15 protein-coding genes and 1 pseudogene are annotated in these 16164 nt (G+C 67.1%); 2 read left to right on the forward strand and 14 right to left on the reverse strand.

Going from position 1 to position 16164, the window contains the following annotated elements; translation table 11 throughout:
- Window positions 1–268 precede the first annotated feature (268 nt).
- The 11 genes from BM249_RS20265 to groES all read right to left on the reverse strand — a co-directional run bounded on the left by BM249_RS20265 (window position 269) and on the right by groES (window position 12475).
- Window positions 269–1513: an acyl-CoA dehydrogenase family protein gene (locus BM249_RS20265; protein WP_091975367.1), complete on the reverse strand. Its 1245-nt coding sequence runs from the start codon at window positions 1511–1513 to the stop codon at window positions 269–271.
- 29 nt (window positions 1514–1542) lie between these two features.
- Complete coding sequence (locus BM249_RS20270; protein ID WP_091975369.1) at window positions 1543–2322, reverse strand: ABC transporter ATP-binding protein; 780 nt, start codon at window positions 2320–2322, stop codon at window positions 1543–1545.
- A complete protein-coding gene (locus BM249_RS20275; protein ID WP_091975371.1) occupies window positions 2319–3692 on the reverse strand; it encodes an ABC transporter substrate-binding protein in 1374 nt (457 codons plus the stop codon). Before BM249_RS20275 ends, BM249_RS20270 begins: the two co-directional genes overlap by 4 nt.
- Before the next feature lie 36 nt (window positions 3693–3728).
- Complete coding sequence (locus BM249_RS20280; RefSeq protein ID WP_091975373.1) at window positions 3729–4772, reverse strand: branched-chain amino acid ABC transporter permease; 1044 nt, start codon at window positions 4770–4772, stop codon at window positions 3729–3731.
- A gap of 4 nt (window positions 4773–4776) precedes the next feature.
- Window positions 4777–5658, reverse strand: coding sequence for a branched-chain amino acid ABC transporter permease (locus tag BM249_RS20285; protein WP_091975375.1), 882 nt, complete (start codon window positions 5656–5658; stop codon window positions 4777–4779).
- Between the two features lie 10 nt (window positions 5659–5668).
- On the reverse strand, window positions 5669–6439 hold the full coding sequence (locus BM249_RS20290; protein WP_091975377.1) for an ABC transporter ATP-binding protein: 771 nt from the start codon (window positions 6437–6439) through the stop codon (window positions 5669–5671).
- A gap of 5 nt (window positions 6440–6444) precedes the next feature.
- Entirely contained in the window at window positions 6445–7848 is a 1404-nt protein-coding gene (locus tag BM249_RS20295) for an LLM class flavin-dependent oxidoreductase (RefSeq protein ID WP_091975378.1), read from the reverse strand.
- 59 nt (window positions 7849–7907) lie between these two features.
- On the reverse strand, window positions 7908–9371 hold the full coding sequence (locus BM249_RS20300; RefSeq protein WP_091975379.1) for a carbohydrate porin: 1464 nt from the start codon (window positions 9369–9371) through the stop codon (window positions 7908–7910).
- 722 nt (window positions 9372–10093) lie between these two features.
- On the reverse strand, window positions 10094–10366 hold the full coding sequence (locus BM249_RS20305) for an usg protein (RefSeq protein ID WP_091975380.1): 273 nt from the start codon (window positions 10364–10366) through the stop codon (window positions 10094–10096).
- Window positions 10367–10527: 161 nt separating this feature from the next.
- A complete protein-coding gene (gene groL, locus BM249_RS20310; protein ID WP_091975381.1) occupies window positions 10528–12150 on the reverse strand; it encodes a chaperonin GroEL in 1623 nt (540 codons plus the stop codon).
- A gap of 34 nt (window positions 12151–12184) precedes the next feature.
- The gene (gene groES / locus BM249_RS20315) at window positions 12185–12475 is read right to left on the reverse strand and encodes a co-chaperone GroES (protein ID WP_056240043.1); all 291 of its coding nucleotides are present in this window, start codon (window positions 12473–12475) and stop codon (window positions 12185–12187) included.
- Window positions 12476–12535: 60 nt separating this feature from the next.
- Here groES and BM249_RS21450 point away from each other — a divergent pair, with 60 nt between their 5' ends.
- On the forward strand, window positions 12536–12751 hold the full coding sequence (locus BM249_RS21450) for a hypothetical protein (RefSeq protein ID WP_177232474.1): 216 nt from the start codon (window positions 12536–12538) through the stop codon (window positions 12749–12751).
- A gap of 149 nt (window positions 12752–12900) precedes the next feature.
- Window positions 12901–13905: pseudogene (gene mmsA / locus BM249_RS20320) on the forward strand (CoA-acylating methylmalonate-semialdehyde dehydrogenase); the annotation flags it as partial.
- A gap of 177 nt (window positions 13906–14082) precedes the next feature.
- Here the strand turns inward: mmsA and BM249_RS20325 are convergent.
- The 3 genes from BM249_RS20325 to BM249_RS20335 all read right to left on the reverse strand — a co-directional run.
- Window positions 14083–14772 (reverse strand): cysteine hydrolase family protein, encoded by a 690-nt coding sequence (locus tag BM249_RS20325; protein ID WP_091975382.1) that lies wholly within the window; start codon window positions 14770–14772, stop codon window positions 14083–14085.
- A gap of 130 nt (window positions 14773–14902) precedes the next feature.
- Complete coding sequence (locus BM249_RS20330; RefSeq protein WP_177232475.1) at window positions 14903–15802, reverse strand: hypothetical protein; 900 nt, start codon at window positions 15800–15802, stop codon at window positions 14903–14905.
- Window positions 15803–15835: 33 nt separating this feature from the next.
- The coding region (locus BM249_RS20335) for a transposase (RefSeq protein WP_143103822.1) at window positions 15836–16164 on the reverse strand (329 nt) is incomplete at its 5' end.

Here is a 16164-nt window from a genome sequence, read left to right on the forward strand (position 1 = left end):
GAGGCTGAGGCGCGCTACTTTGCTCAGGCCGAGGTGCAAGCCTTGGCCGCCTGACCCAAACCCAACGGCCTCCGGGAAACCCGGCGCGGTTCACTGTGCCGGATCGCGCCACCCCTTGGCCAGAGCGCGCAACCCCTCGGCATCGAAATCCGAGCGCAGCGGCACCGGAGCAGCCATCGCATCCTCCTCAGGCTCCTGACCTGAAAAGGGAATCACACCTGGAGCGTCGAGGCCACCGCCCGTGAGTCTCGATCAACGAGGCTTGGTATCAGTTCTCGCGTATCTGCCCGATCTTCCATTGGAATGGCGGCTCGGTGGCGTTGACGGCATAGTCACCGACGACTCGTTCCTTGAAGATGCGCGGATTGTGCGAGGCGATCGTGCGGGCGTTGCGCCAGTGACGGTCCAGGGCATCGTGGCGACTGGTAGCCGAGGCGCCGAGCGCGTCGAAGAGGAGTGTACCCACATCGAGGACGAGCCCGGTCAGAACGCTCTGAGCCTGCGCCAACTCGATCTCGGCGGCGACGTTGATCGCGTGCGCCTCCGCCTCGGGCAGGCCGGCGAGCCGCGCCTCGTAGGCACGCTGTACAGCCCGTGCCGCCTGTCCGTTGATCGCGCCGGCCGCGTAGGCGAGGCCATGCACCCGGCCCACGACCTGAAGCACCTGCGGGTCGGTGCTGGGGCGCGCTCCGGCGGCATGAGAATAGGTGCGGTTGCGCTCGCGCACCGCCTGCACCACCTCGCCCGCCGCTGCCCGAGCGATGCCGGTGAGGGTGGCGAGATGCACCGCCTGGAAGAATGCCGGGCCGTAGGGAAAGCGGTCCGCTGTCGGCAGCGGCTCGCCGATCGCGGGGGCGTCCTCGAACAGGGCGGTGCCGCTCGCGGTCAGCCGCTGGCCGAAGCCGTCCCAATCATCGACGATCTCGACACCCGGAGCTTTCGCCGGCACCACCACGGAGGTTTCCTCGCCGGCCTCGCCCGTGCCGACGACGTCGATCCAGTCGGCAAACAGAGAGCCCGTGGTGTAGTACTTCCTGCCTGTCAGCCCCCAGCGGGTCCCGCTGCGGTGGATGCGGGTCTCGAATGTGCCGACCGCGGCTGGGCCGGTCTCGGACCAAGCGCCGCCGAACAGATCGCCGGCCGCGAGGCGTTCGACCCAGTGCGTCCGGCGCTCGCCGACCGGGCTCCCGACGGTGTCCTCGGCAAAGCCGAAATGGTTGCGCAGCGCTTGAGGCAGGTTGGAATCGGCTTGCCCCAGTTCGGCCAGGAGCCCGAACAGCTCGGGCAGGCTCGCGCCGAAGCCGCCCTCCGCCTCCGGCACCCGCAGGGCACCGAAGCGGGCCTCCTTCAGCCAGCCGATCGCCTCGTAGGGCAAATCGCGCTCCCGCTCGCGGGCGACGGCACCCTCGCGGATGCAGGCAAAGACGGGCCGGAAGCGCGCAGCGAGGGTCTCGTAGCGCGGGCTTGGGGCGGTGCCCCATGCGGCCCACGGGCTAGCGTCGGTTTCACTCATCGTCTGTCTCGTTGGGTGCGGGGCGAAAATCAGTGACGGGTCACAGCCTCGGCGCCGCCGAGGTAGAGTGCGCCGAGCCCTCCGCTCGCGGCGAGTTCCGCGCTGGTACCGGAGGCGACCATGCGTCCGTTCTCCAGCACCACCGCGCGGTGGGCGTAATCGAGCACGAGGTTGACGCTCTGCTCGGCGACGAGGACACTGACGCCTTCCTCGCGATTGAGCCGAGCGGTGATTTCGAAAATCTCCGCGACGATGATCGGCGCGAGCCCCATGGACGGCTCGTCGAGCAGGAGCAGCGTGGGGCGGGTCATCAGGGCACGCCCGATCGCTACCATCTGCTGCTCGCCGCCCGAGGTCAGGCCGGCCTTGGCGCCCCGCCGCTCTTTCAGACGCGGGAACCACGCGTAGATTCGCTCGAGATCCTCGGTGAGCTGGCGTCGGCTCGGGCGGCGGAGATAGCCGCCGACAGCCAAGTTCTCTTCCACCGTGAGCTGGCCGAAGACGTGGCGGCCCTCCAGAACCTGCACGATACCGCGGGCGACGAGATCGGCCGGATCGAGGCGCCCGGTCGCCTCGCCCTGCCAACGGATGGCCCCGCGCCGCAGGCTGCCGCGCTGCGCCCCGAGTAGGTTCGAGATCGCCCGCAGCGTCGTGGTCTTGCCGGCGCCGTTCGGGCCAATCAGCGCGACGATCTCGCCCTTGGCCACGCTCAGCGACACGTCGCGCAAGGCCAGGATCGAGGCGCCGTAGACCGCCTCGATGGCCTCGACATCGAGGAAGGGAGCGCGTGAGAGGGCTTGCACGCTCATTTCGTGCCCGCCTCCGCCGTGTCCTCGGTGCGGGGTGTAATGCCCTTCTCCCGGGCATAGGCCGCAGCGCGCTCATAGATCACCGGCAGGAGCAGCTCGCGGTCTGACTTGACCCAGCCGTTCGAGACGATGTTCCACTTGGCGCCGTCCCATTGCAGCACCTTGCCGGCGCCGCCGCCCTCATGATCCTTGACCGACAGGCGGAGCGGCTGGACGAGGCCGTCGGCGCCGATCTCCTTCAGGCGGGCCTCGTCCAGCACGAGGTGTTCGAGGCCCCACTGCGTCTCCTCGCCGTTGAGGGGCCTTTTGCCGAAGCGGGCTTGCGCCGTGCGGATCGCCTCGACGGCGATGATCGTCTCGATCACACCGGAATTGTAGTAGACCGAGCCGAAGCTCCTGAGATCCTTCAGGTCGCTCTTGCCCTGATCGACGATCGCCGCCTTGATCTTCTTCAGGATGCCGAACTCGGCGCCGGCCGGGAACGGGGTGATGGCGAGATACCCCTTGCCGACGCTGCCGGCCGGTCGCACGTCTTCCTCGGAGCCCGACCAGATGCCGCCGATGATGTGATCGACGGGAAAACCGGTCTTGGCCGCGGTCTTGATCGCCACCGGGGTCATCACGCCCCAGCCGCGCAGGAACACCCAGTCCGGCTTGATCTGGCGAATGCGCGCCCATTGCGCCGACTGGTCGTTCCCGGGATGCGGTACCGCGATCTGGATATTCTCGAATCCGTAGGTCTTGGCGAGGAGGTCGAGCGGGACTTGCGTCTCCTTCCCATAGGGGGAATCGTGATAGACCGTCGCGATCTTGAGGCCCTTGAGCTTGTCCTTCCCCCCGACCTGCTCGGCGATGTAGTTGATGACGGAGGAGGCCTCGCTCCAGAAACTGAACAGCACGGTGAAACTGTAGGGGAAGACCCGCCCGTCGATGGCTTCGGTGCGGCCGTAGCCGGTGGTGAGCAGCGGGATCTTATCGGCGACGGACTTCTCCGTCAGCGCTTTCGAGACCGGGTCGCCGTGCGGCAGGAAGACCGGCACCGGCGAACCCTCGCGCCCTCCCTTGATCCGCTCGTAGCATTCGACGCCCTTCTCGACCGCCCACTCGGTCTCGCACTCGTCCCAGAACAGCTTGACGCCGTTGATGCCGCCCTCGACCTCGTTGAGGTAGCGCATGTAGTCGATGATGCCCGCCCAGGAGGGGATGCCGGAGGAGGCGTAGGCGCCGACCCGGAAGGTCGCGAGCGGGAAGTATTGCCGGGCCGGCTGGGCGGCTGCTTCGGCCGCGAAGGCGGAGGGCGCGAAGTCGACGGGGCCGGTCAGGCTTGCCGCCAGGGCGACGGCGCTGAGGGCGCGGGACAGGCGGGGCATCGATCGTTTCTCCGGGCGGATGTTCGGGAAAAGGGGTCAGCGGGCGGGGCGGCGCAGGCGGCCGAGCAGTGCAATCAGCCCGTTCGGCTCCTTGATGAGGAAGCCGATGATGAGCGCACCGAAGAGGATGCGCTGGAGGTTCGAGATCTGCCCACCGTCGAGGCCGCCGCCGAGGAACGCGTTCGACAGGTGGGTGAGCAGGATCGGGAACAGCACGATGAAGGCCGCGCCGATGAAGCTGCCCGAGAGGCTACCCAACCCACCGATGATGATGATGAACATCGCCTGGAACGAGCGGTCGAGATCGAAGCTGCGGGCATCGACCGTGCCGAGATAGGTGAAGGCCCAGAGCGCCCCGGCCACGCCGCTGACGGCGGCCCCGACGAAGAAGGCCGAGAGCTTGGCTCGCGCCACCGGCACGCCGATCACTGCCGCCGCGGTCTCGCCGTCGCGCACCGCGCGCCAGTTGCGCCCGGTCTGGCTGTGGACGAGGCGCCAAGCCAGGACCGTCACGACCGTGACGCTGGTCAGCGTCAGCGCGTAGCGGCCGGCCGGGCTCGACAGGTCGTGGCCGAGGAAGACGAGCCGGGGCGCCGAGATCGCGCTCGACGAGGCGTAGTTCGAGAACCAGCCGACCTGATTGAAGACCCACTCGATCAGGAACTGCGCCGCGAGCGTCGGGGCGACGAGATAGAAGCCCTTGATGCGCAGCGACGGCAGGCCGACGACGAGGCCGACCGCCCCGGCGATGAGGCCGCCGCCGGCAAGGCTCACGGGCAGCGGCAGCTCGGGCAGGCGCAGCAGCAGATTGTAGGTGGCGTAGGCCCCCACCGCCATGAAGGCGCCGGTGCCGAGCGAGGCCTGGCCCGCGTAGCCCATGGTCAGGTTCAGGCCGAGGCCGGCCAGAGCCATGATCAGGAACGGAATCAGGATCGCGTTGTACCAGTAATCGTTGGCCGTCAGCGGGATCGCCACGAAGGTGACGGCGAGCAGAAGAGAGAGGCCAACCGGCCGCAGGGGAAGGGTGGGGAGGGCGACGCGGCGGCCCGGCGCAAAGGTGGCGGCGACAGCAGGAGGCATCGGGTCAGACTCTCTCGATGGCGCGCTCGCCGAACAGCCCGGCCGGACGCACCAGCAGGAAGGCGACGGCGAGCGCGTAGGCGAACCAAGTGGAGACCGAGCCGCCCAACAGCGGCCCGAGATAGATCTCGGCGAGCGCGTCGGCCGCGCCGACGATGAGGCCGCCCACGATGGCACCGGTGATCGAGGTGAAGCCGCCGATGATGAGGACCGGCAACGCCTTCAGCACCACGAAGGTGAGGGAGAACTGCACCCCCTGGCGCGCTCCCCAGAGCAGGCCCGCCACCAGCGCGACGAAGCCGGCGACCGCCCAGACCGTGGCCCAGAGTACGGGGAGCCGGATGCCGATGGAGAGCGCCGCCTGCGGATCGTCGGCCACCGCCCGCAACGAGACGCCGATGCGGGTGCGCTCGAAGAACAGCCACAGGGCGAGCACCAGCGCGCCGGCGGTGAGGGCCGCCACGAGGTCGAAGGAGCTGAGCTGGATCGGGCCGATCGCGACCGGCAGGTCGCTGAGGCCGAGATCGAGTTCGTGGACGCTCGCGCCCATCACGAACTGCGAGCCGCCCTCGATCACGTAGGATAGGCCCAGCGTCGCCATGAACAGCGTGATCTGCGAGCGATTCACGAGCGGCCGCAGCACGATCCGCTCGACGGCGACCGCCAGCGTCACCATGATCGCGAGGGTGATGAGGCCGGCGAGCCAGAACGGCACGTCGCGCTCGGTCAGCGTCACGAAGGTGAGCGCGGCGCACAGCACCATCGCGCCTTGCGCGAAGTTGAACACGCCCGACGCCTTGTAGATCAGTACGAAACCGATCGCGACGAGGGCGTACATCACGCCGGCGAGCAGACCGCCGGCGAGCGTCTCGAAGAAGAAGCTCATGGCGCGGCCTTCAATGCGGCTTGCCGAGATAGGCCGCGATCACGGCCGGGTCGTTGCGCACGGCGTCGGGCGGCCCGTCGCCGACCTTGCGGCCGTAATCGAGCACGACGACGTGGTCCGACAGTCTCATGACGATGCCGAGGTCGTGCTCGATCAGCACGACGGTGGTGCCGAACGCATCGCGCGCCGCCACGATGAAGCGGGCGATGGCGCGCTTCTCTTCGCCGTTCATGCCGGCCATGGGCTCGTCGAGCAGCAGCAGCGTGGGCCGTGCTACCAGGGCGCGGGCGAGATCGACCCGCTTCTGGATGCCGTAGGGGAGCGTCGCGACGATGCGGTCGCGGTAGGGCGTCAGTTCGAGGAAACTCAGCGTCTCCTCGGCGGCTTCCCGGAAGCGGCGCGTCTCGGCCGCGTCGCGCGGCAGCCCCAGCGCGTGCTCGATCAGGCTGGTGCGGCTGTAGCGGGCGAGCCCGGCGAGCACGTTGTCGAGGACGCTGAGCCCCGTGAACAGGGCGGCGTGCTGGAAGGTGCGCCCGATCCCGAGCCGGGCCGCCGCGCCGGGGCGGATCGAGCGCAGGCGCTGGCCGTCGAAGGCGACATGGCCGGAATCGGCCCGGTAGACGCCGTTGAGGATGTTGAGCGCCGAGGACTTGCCCGCACCATTGGGGCCGATCAGCGCGCAGATCTCGCCGCGTTCGACGGAGAAGCTCAGGGCGTTGATCGCTTTTAGCCCCTTGAACGAGAGCGACACGTCGGAGAGTTCGAGGATCAGGTCGGCCATGCTCCTTACTCCGCCGCCTCGAGGCGCGAGGCCTCGCGCGCCTTCACCGCCGCGATGTCGCGGTAGCCGTGGGCCGGGTGGGTCTGTGGCAGGAGCGGTCCCCGCCCGAACAGCTTCTCGCGCAAGGTTCCGGGACGGTAGGCTTTCGGATAGACGCCACGGCGCTGGAGCTCGGGCACCAGCAGGTTCACCGTATCCTCGAAGGTCTCCGGCGTCACCGCGTAGGCGAGGTTGAAGCCGTCGACGTCGGTCTCCTCGACCCATTCCTGGAGGATGTCGGCGACCGTCGCGGCCGAACCGACGAAGACCGGCCCGATCCCGCCGATCCCGCCCCAGCGCGCGAGTTCGGCGATCGACCACGGCTTCTCGGCCGAGGAGAAGCTCTCGACCATCGAGACGATGGCGTTGGTCTCGACCTTCTTCACCAGGTCGGTCGGCGCGTACTGGCCGAAATCGATCCCGCTCCAGCCCGACATGAAGACAAGCGCACCGTCGTAGGAGGTGTAGGACTGGTATTCCTCGAACTTCCTCTGCGCCGCCGCGTCGGTCTCGGCGACGATGACGGTCGTGAGATTGTAGATCAGCACGTCGCGGGCCGAGCGGCCGGAGGCGACGGCCTTCGCCCGGACATCCGCGACATAGGCCTTGAGCATGGATTTCAGCGGCGCGCCGACGAAGACGCACTCGGCGTGTCCCGCGGCGAAGGCCTTGCCGGGTCCGGAGGCGCCGGCCTGATAGAGCACCGGCGTGCGCTGGGGCGAGGGCTCGCAGAGGTGGTAGCCCGGCACGGTGAAGTGCCGGCCGCGATGGTCGATCTCGTGGACCTTCGCCGGATCGGTGAAGATCCGCCGCTCGCGGTCGCGCAGGACCGCGCCCGCTTCCCAGCTTCCCTCGAACAGCTTGTAGAGCACCTCGACGTACTCGGCGGCGACCTCGTAGCGGTTGTCGTGGCGCCCGAGCCCCGACTGGCCGACATTCTTCGCCCCGCTTTCCAGATACGAGGTGACGATGTTCCAGCCGACGCGGCCCTTGGTGTGGTGGTCGGCGGTCGAGAGGCGGCGGGCTAAGGTGTAGGGGTGCTCGAACGAGGTCGAGGCGGTGATGCCGATGCCGAGATGCTCGGTGGCGAGGGCGATGGGTGCTGCGAGCTGCAGCGGATCGTTGACCGGGATCTGCGCCGCCTGATGCAGGGCATGCCAGTTCGAGCCCTTGTAGACGTCGTAGTAGCCCACGACGTCCGCGATGAAGATCCCATCGAAGATCCCGCGTTCGAGGGTGCGCGCGAGACCCTGCCAGTATTCGAGATCCTTGTATTGCCACGAGCGGTCGCGCGGATGGGCCCACAGGCCCGGCGACTGGTGCCCGACGCAGTTCATGTCGAAGGCGTTGAAGCGGATCTGGCGCGTCATGGGGCTTCGTCGGTTGGAGGGATCGGCGGGCGGCGCGGGGCGAGGCTCGGCGGGGATGCTCAGCCCGGCGCGAGGCCGAGCAACTGGCCGAGGGGCACGATCAGCGTGGCGCCGACGTAGAAGCCGTCCTTGGTACGATTGGCGGTGTAGGGGTTCCAGAAGGCGTTGCCGTTGACGAGGTACTGGACCACCGGCTCAAAGAAGATCCCCTTGCCGAGCGCCAGATGGGCGTTGGCCTCGAAGACCAGCTTGTCACGCGAATAAATTTCGCCGCTGCCGCCGGAGATGAAGTTCGCATCGCCGAGGAACTGCGCGTAGTCAGCGGAGATGCGCTGCCAGTTGACCTTGATGCCGTAGCGGTCGAGTGGGCGGCTCTGGTCGGGCGCCTGGAGGGTGAGGCCGGCGAACGCGTTCCAGCGGATCGGCACCGTCGGATCGGGGGCGTAGGCGAGGCTGGTATAGGCCTGGATGGAGGTCGGGTTGAGATTGGCCGCATCCGCCCCACCGTCGGCGCGCCAGACCACCTGGGAGCCGGTGAGGATCACCCCGGAGGTGCCGGAGCGCAGCCGCACCGGGGCACCGGGATTGAGGCCCTTTGCGGTGCCGTAGATAGTCTTGAAGTTATCCTCGTGGTCGGCCGTGGTGGTGAAGCCGGTCAGCACCACGCGGCTCGGATAGGGATCGGTGACGAAGGTGGTGGCGTGGCCGATCTCTGCGAGCGTCAGGACGCCGTTGAGCGGCTCGTGGCCGAAGTCCCAGCCGGAGCTGAAGTTCGCACGTCCCGTCGCGGCGAAGGCGCCGGCCTGGATGTAGTCTTCCGGAGAGACCTTGTAGGCGACGTTGGCGCCCCAAACCCCATAGAGGGGTGAGGACAGGCCGGCATTGATCTGCAGGATGTCCTGGAAGCAGCTCACGCTCGATTGGCAAGGCGGCAGCGCGTAGTAGCGGTTCGGGTGCGTGCGCCCGACCTCGACGGCGAGTCTGTCGTCGAGCAGCCGCTGCTCGTAGGTGAGAACGGAGAGCCGAGCGACGTCGCGGTTGAAGGTCGGCTGGTAACCGATCGTGGTGTCGCCGATATCGGCACCCATGTTGCGGTTGTTCCAGCGCAGACCGAAGAAGGTCTGCGTGATGTGGAACCAGCCGCCGGGAATACCCACCAGCTTATCAAGATCCGCGTCGAGGCTCAGCAGATAATAGGCCGAGTTCGACAGCTGGCCGGGCCGCAGGCCCGCGCTCGGATTCGAGAAGAAGAAGTCGTAGACGTTGACGTCGAAGCTGAGGCCAGCGAGCGCCAGCGAAGCGGCGTAGGGCGCGAGCGGCCCGTGCCACTTCACCTTGCCGTCCGGCGCGACGCCGATCGCCTCCGGCGCGGTGCCGGGACCGGCCTCCCCGGTGAAGCTCTCGACCGCACTCGGCGATTGCGCCAGGGCGGCGGCCGTGGTGAGGGGCAGGGAGGAGCAGGCGAGGCCCACCCCAAGCATCAGGCGCCGGAAGGACACGGGTGGAGGCAGGGCGTTCAGCATCGGGCTCGTCTTCAGGTCGCCACGCACAAGTCGCAGGCGGGCGGACAGGCAGGGGTGATCGGACCGGCGCGGGCGCTGGCACGTTGAGGCGGTTGGTTCGGGGTGCGCCGGACCGCGTCTCACGCGGTCACACCGGCGGGACGCGCCATGCGGAGGGGCGCTGATCCGCCCTCCGTACCGGCCACGATTCTAGCGAAACATCGATGCGGGTTTGCTTGCCCGCCCTCTATATTCGTAAGTGACCATTTAATATTTCCAGATACGAACTTGGCAGTCAATAAAATCGCCTGCCGTTTTTCGGCTCGATATCAGGACAACATTTTTTCCTCGGCGCGGACGAGGAGATATCGATACGATCCTACCGCAGGACTTGTTGTGCGGCCGGCGGCACAACCGGACGCCCGCCGAGATAGAGCGCCACCCTACCGTCGCGCGCGCAGGAGAACCGCGCGCGCTACCGAGCAACGTAAGGAAGCTGCAGATGCGGAGCCCGTAGCGGACCTCACTCCATGCCAAGAGGCTCGGATGTCCGCCGTCAGCACCGTTCGGACAGACTGAGGGTCTTCACGAAAGAAGAAGGGCTGGTCCAACCGAAATGATGGCATTCTGGACAGACGTGCGCGTCGTTGGCCGGGGGCCGCCGGCACGGCGTCCGCCCTTCTCGAGCGCAGGAGGGCACCAAAGTGATCCTCGCGGCTCCACTCCTCACTGATGATCCCGCTTCAGTGCAGGTAGAATTCGCGAGAGACCGTTGTCAGCTCGGCCGGCTTGATCAGGCGGCTGTGCATGACTCGCACCGAGTGCAGCGGCCCATCGAGGCGCTCCTGCCAGAAGGACAGAAATCGCCTCAACTCAGGAAATTTTGGGAACAGGTCGAGTTGCTGCCAGACGAAGGCCTGGAGCAAATGTGGATGATCGGGAAAATGGTATAGGATTTCGGCCGTGGTCAGGCTGTAGCCTTCGAGCCTGCGACGAAACTCTGATGACAGGGCCATGCGTCCACCTCCTCGAAGCAGGGTTCATCCGACGTGTCCGGTCGGGGCGGCACGCGGTGACAAAGCTCGATCCGGACGGATCGGGCAGGGAATCATCTGAGCAACAATGGTGCCGCCAAGCTCGCCGAGCGACGAATGGGCCGTCGCCCGGCAAGCGCCGGTCAGAACTCGGGTCCGCTGGGAAGCGACTGCAGCGGCTTCTCCTTCGGCCGGTCGGCGACCAACGCTTCTGTCGTCACGAGCAAACCCGCGACCGAGGCCGCGTCTTGGAGCGCGGTACGCACCACCTTCGCGGGATCGACGATACCGGCCTCGACGAGGTCGCCGTAGGTCTCGGTCTGCGCATCGAAGCCGAAGGTCTCGGAGGCATTCTCGAGGATCTTGGAGACCACGATCGAGCCCTCGACCCCGGCATTGTCCACAATCTGGCGGATCGGCGCCTCGAGTGCCTTCAAGACGATGTTGATGCCCGCCTTCACGTCCGGATTGTCGGACGTCAGCCCCGCCACCGCCGCCTTTGCCCGCAGGAGCGCGGTGCCGCCGCCCGGCACGATGCCCTCCTCGATTGCCGCGCGGGTGGCGTTGAGGGCATCATCGACCCGGTCCTTTTTCTCCTTGACCTCGACCTCGGTCGCGCCGCCGACGCGCAGCACCGCGACGCCGCCGGCGAGCTTGGCGAGGCGTTCCTGCAACTTCTCGCGGTCGTAGTCCGAGGTCGTGTCCTCGATCTGCGCCTTGATCTGCCCGACGCGGGCCTCAATCTGGGCCTTCTCGCCGGCCCCATCGACGATCGTCGTGCTCTCCTTGTCGATGCGCACGCGCTTGGCCTGGCCGAGGAGTGGGATCGAGACGTTCTCGAGCTTGATCCCGAGTTCCTCGGAGATGACCTGCCCGTTCGTCAGGATGGCGATGTCCTCCAGAATCGCCTTGCGGCGATCGCCGAAGCCCGGCGCCTTGACCGCTGCTATTTTCAGCCCGCCGCGCAGCTTGTTCACCACGAGGGTGGCCAGGGCCTCGCCCTCGACATCCTCGGCGATGATCAGCAGCGGCCGGCTCGACTGCACCACCGCCTCCAGCACCGGCAGCAGCGGCTGGAGCGAGGAGAGCTTCTTTTCGTGGATCAGGATGTAGGGATCATCGAGTTCGGCGATCAGCTTCTCGGCGTTCGTCACGAAGTACGGCGAGAGGTAGCCGCGGTCGAATTGCAGGCCCTCGACCACGTCGAGTTCGGTCTCGGCGGTCTTGGCCTCCTCGACGGTGATGACGCCCTGCTTGCCGACCCGCTCGACGGCTTCCGCGATCAGGCGGCCGATCTCGGCATCGCCGTTGGCCGAGATGGTGCCGACCTGGGCGATGGCGTCGGAGGCCGTCACCTTGCGGGCGCGGCCGGTGATGTCCTTCACGGCGGCAGCGGTGGCGAGGTCGATGCCGCGCTTGAGGTCGAGCGGGTTGAAGTTCGCCGCCACCGCCTTGGCGCCCTCGCGCACGATGGCCTGGGCCAGCACGGTGGCCGTGGTGGTGCCGTCGCCGGCCAGATCGTTGGTCTTGGATGCGACCTCGCGCACGAGCTGCGCGCCGAGATTCTCGAACCGGTCCTCCAGCTCGATCTCCTTGGCGACGGTGACGCCGTCCTTGGTGATGCGCGGCGCCCCGAAACTTTTCTCGATGACGACGTTGCGGCCCTTCGGTCCCAGCGTCACCTTCACGGCATCCGCCAGGATGTCGACGCCGCGCAGCAGCCGCTCGCGCGCATCGCCGGAGAATTTTACGTCTTTCGCAGCCATTCGTGTCTCCCGATGTCGTTGCGGAGGTGTCGGTTCAGGCGGCGATCACGCCCAAAATGTCGGATTCCTTGAGGATCAGCAGGTCCTGGCCATCGACCTTGACCTCGGTGCCGGACCATTTGCCGAAGAGCACCCGGTCGCCGGCCCGCACGTCGAGGGCGTTGACACGGCCCTGTTCGTCGCGGGCACCGGGGCCGACGGCCACGACCTCGCCCTCCTGCGGCTTCTCCTTGGCGGTGTCGGGAATGATGATGCCGCCCTTGGTTCGCTCGTCGCTTTCGACGCGGCGCAGCAGCACGCGGTCGTGCAGGGGTCGAAACGCCATGGTTTGGGCCGTCCTCTCTCCATCGAGGGCCGGGCCGTCGGCCCGACCGAGGCCACCAGGGTGTCGGCGAGCGTTCGTCAAGTCAATGGGATTGTTCTTTTTAAAGAACGACGCTTGAGAGTTCTGGTGATGCTTAGTCAGGAGCTTCGAGAGAAGATTTACACGACGCCGGGGCGATTCATCGGCACGAATGAGCAGGGAATCGCAGCGGACGATCCTCGGCAGATTTCGAAGCTCCGGCCGGAGCCGGCAAAAACCTTCCGCATCACCTCCTGATCTGCGAAGTATCTTTCTATCGGCCTTGGAAAGAAAGAAGACCGTTTCGGGTAAGCTCCGCTCTACGTTGGAGACAATATCCAACGGCAGAGGCCTGCGATGACCGGAGCTCTAACAGGCACGGTTTTCTCAAGCCCGCCACCGTCCAGGCCTGCGGCAACTGCTTCGTCCTGAAGCCGTCCGAGCGCGATCCGTCCACCGCGCTCCTGATCGCCGCCTGGCTGAAGGAGGCGGGCCTGCCGGACGGCGTCTTCCAGGTCGTGCAGGGCGACAAGGAGGCGGTCGATGCGCTGCTCGACAACCCGGACATCAGCGCGGTGAGCTTCGTCGGCTCGACGCCCGTCGCCCGCTCCCTCTATGCCACCGCCACCGCGCAGGGAAAACGCGCGCAATGCCTCGGCGGCGCCAAGAACCACATGATCGTCATGCCCGACGCGGACATGGACCAGGCGGTCGATGCGCTCATGGGCGCGGCCTACGGTTCGGCGGGCGAGCGCTGCATGGCGATCTCGGTGGCCGTCCCCGTCGGCGAGAAGACCGCCGACGCCCTGATCGAGCGGCTGATCCCGAGGATCCGCGCCCTGAAGGTCGGGCCCGGCACCGATCCCGAGGCCGAGATGGGGCCGCTCGTCACGCGGCAGCACCACGACAAGGTGCGCGGCTACATCGACCTCGGCGTCGCCGAAGGGGCCGAACTTCTGGTCGACGGTCGCGGGCTCAAGCTCCAGGGCTACGAGAACGGCTTCTTCCTCGGCGGTTCGCTGTTCGATCGGGTCACGCCGGAGATGCGGATCTACAAGGAAGAGATCTTCGGTCCGGTGCTGGCGGTGACGCGCGCGCCCGACTATGCGACGGCGGCCCGTCTCATCAACGCGCACGAATTCGGCAACGGCACCGCGATCTTCACCCGCGACGGCGATACGGCGCGGGAGTTCGCGCACCAGATCGAGGTCGGCATGGTGGGGATCAACATGCCGATCCCGGTGCCGATGGCGTTCCATTCTTTCGGCGGCTGGAAGGCGTCGCTGTTCGGCGACCACCACATGCACGGACCGGAGGGCGTGCGTTTCTACACGCGGTTGAAGACCATCACCACGCGCTGGCCGACGGGCATCCGCGCCGGCGCCGACTTCGTCATGCCGACGATGCGATAGAGCTCGCCGTCTCTGATCGATGGCCTCTGCCAGGCCCTGCTGATCCCGGACCTTGATGAGCCCGACTCATCGAGGTCCGCGCGCGCGGAGGTCCACCCGCGCGACGGCGCTCGGTCGTCCTCGAGTGCCGCGCGAGCCTCGCGAGACGATCCCCGCTTCGATCAGGCGGACATCGGATCACAGCCGATCCGGGGACCGCGCGCGCCATGCCTCGAGGAGAAGCGGGCCGGTCGTCACGAGGCCGACATGCATGGCGACGATCCGCATCGCCGCCGCCTCGAGGTCCGGATGGGTCCCGGCCACGAGGTCCTGGGGCACGACGACCCGGTAGCCGAGATTCGAGGCCTCGAAGGCGGTGTTGAGCACGCAGCAATCGGCGAGGCACCCGTCGAGGACGAGGGTGCCGACCCCCATGTTGCGCAACAGGAAATCGAGGTCGGTCGGGTAGAAGGCCGAGAGCCTCTTCTTGCCGGACACGACGAGATCGCACGCATCGACCGCGGTGACGAATTCGGTCCAGTGCGTGCCCTCGATCGCATGGGCATCGGCATTGCCGATCGCCCCGACATGGAGGGGGAAGACGAGCCGCCAGGCCGATTTGCGACCCGCGACATCGTCGATGCCGCCCTTCCGGAGGGTGCTGCGCACGTGGATCACCGGAACACCGAGGTCGCGCGCCTGCGCGTGGAACGCATCGACGGGCGCGACGATCGCCCTCGCCCGGGGCGCGGGACAGGGGCAGAGGGGATCGTCTTCGAGGTGCCCGCGGTGAAGGTCGATCGAGACGATGGCGGTGCGGCTCCGGTCGAAGAACTCGCCGAATTCGGGGCCGAGGTTCTGCAGCGCGCCGTTGATGTAGCTCTTCAAGAATAGGGTTTCCTTTGATGAGCGGAACCGGATCGTGACGCGCGGGGCGGAGGATCCGGACTCCGCGAAATCGTGTGCCCGTCGGCCATGATCGGCGAAGCCCTGCCGATCATGGCGCGCGTGGAGACGTTCAGAACACGTGGATGCTTATGCCTGCGAGAAAGGTCTTCTCCTCCGATCCCGGCACAAACCGGTGATCGTTCCCGAATTTGTTGAGCCAGTACTGAAACCCGACGAAGGCATCGAGCCGGTTCGGCTGGTTCCAGATCAGCTTGCCGACATCCAGAACCAGATTGGTGCGGGACAGGAACTCGAGGCGCGTCTGCGATCCGAATCCATCCCGGCCCTTCGGCAGATTGACGGTGTCGAACCCCGCGAGGCTCAACGGCAGTCCGGTGAAGGCGAGGGGAAAGTTGTAGACCAGTTCGAGATGCGGCACGGCGTCGAACTCGACGCTGCGGAACGGCTCGGTCACGAAGCCGTTGCGGTTCCATTCCTTCTGGACATAGACACCGAAATTCATGAAGCCGGCCGGGACATCGAAGGCGAAGACCGCACCGGCGAGGAGCTTACGCGTCTCGGGACCGAACTGGGTGTTCTTGGTGCTCAGATCGAAGCCGTATCCGAGCGAGACGTCCTTGATCACGCCCTTCAGGGCGAAGGCCTTGGTGTCGAAGATCGCGTTCGCGCCGAGCGTGCCGCGATAGATGCCATAGGCTTCGGTGGCGCCGTAATCGAACAGCCCGAATCGCGGAGCGCCGGTTCCGGCCGGGTCCTGGGAGCCGGATTTTAGAATATCGAGGGAGAAGAAGTTTGTGCCGAGCGCCCAGGCATCGGCATGGGAGATATTCAGAACCTGCTTGGGAATGGAGCGGCCGTCGAGGCTATTGCCGGCCCGCCCCCCTGTCACGCCGGGTTCGCGGCCATCCGCGACGTAGTAGTACGAAATCTGCGTGTCGGAGAACAGGAAGAACGACGGCGGCACGGCGGGCGGGGGCGGAGCGGCAGCCGGCCGCAGATCCGCCGCCATGGCGGAGCTCGCGCCCGGCACCCCTAGGGCGTGTCATCGCTTGAGCCAATCGAGGGCGGCTGCGAGGCAGAGGACGCCGGTGAAGCTGGCGGCGGTCTTTTCGTAGCGCGTGGCGATGGCCCGCCACTCCTTGAGCCTGGCCCAGAGGCGCTCGACCTGGTTGCGGTTATTGTAGATCCAGTCCGGGCAGGCGACGGGCGCCTCATGGCGCTGGGGCGGGATCGCAGGCCGTGCGCCCATGGTCCAGATGTGGTCGCGAAAGGCGTGGCTGGTGTAGCCACGGTCGCCCACGACCCACTTGGGCACGCCGGGCAGCCCATCGAGCAACGGAACCGCATGGGGCAGCTCATGGGCCTGACCGG

This window comes from Methylobacterium gossipiicola, from assembly GCF_900113485.1.
Taxonomy (GTDB): Bacteria; Pseudomonadota; Alphaproteobacteria; order Rhizobiales; family Beijerinckiaceae; genus Methylobacterium; species Methylobacterium gossipiicola.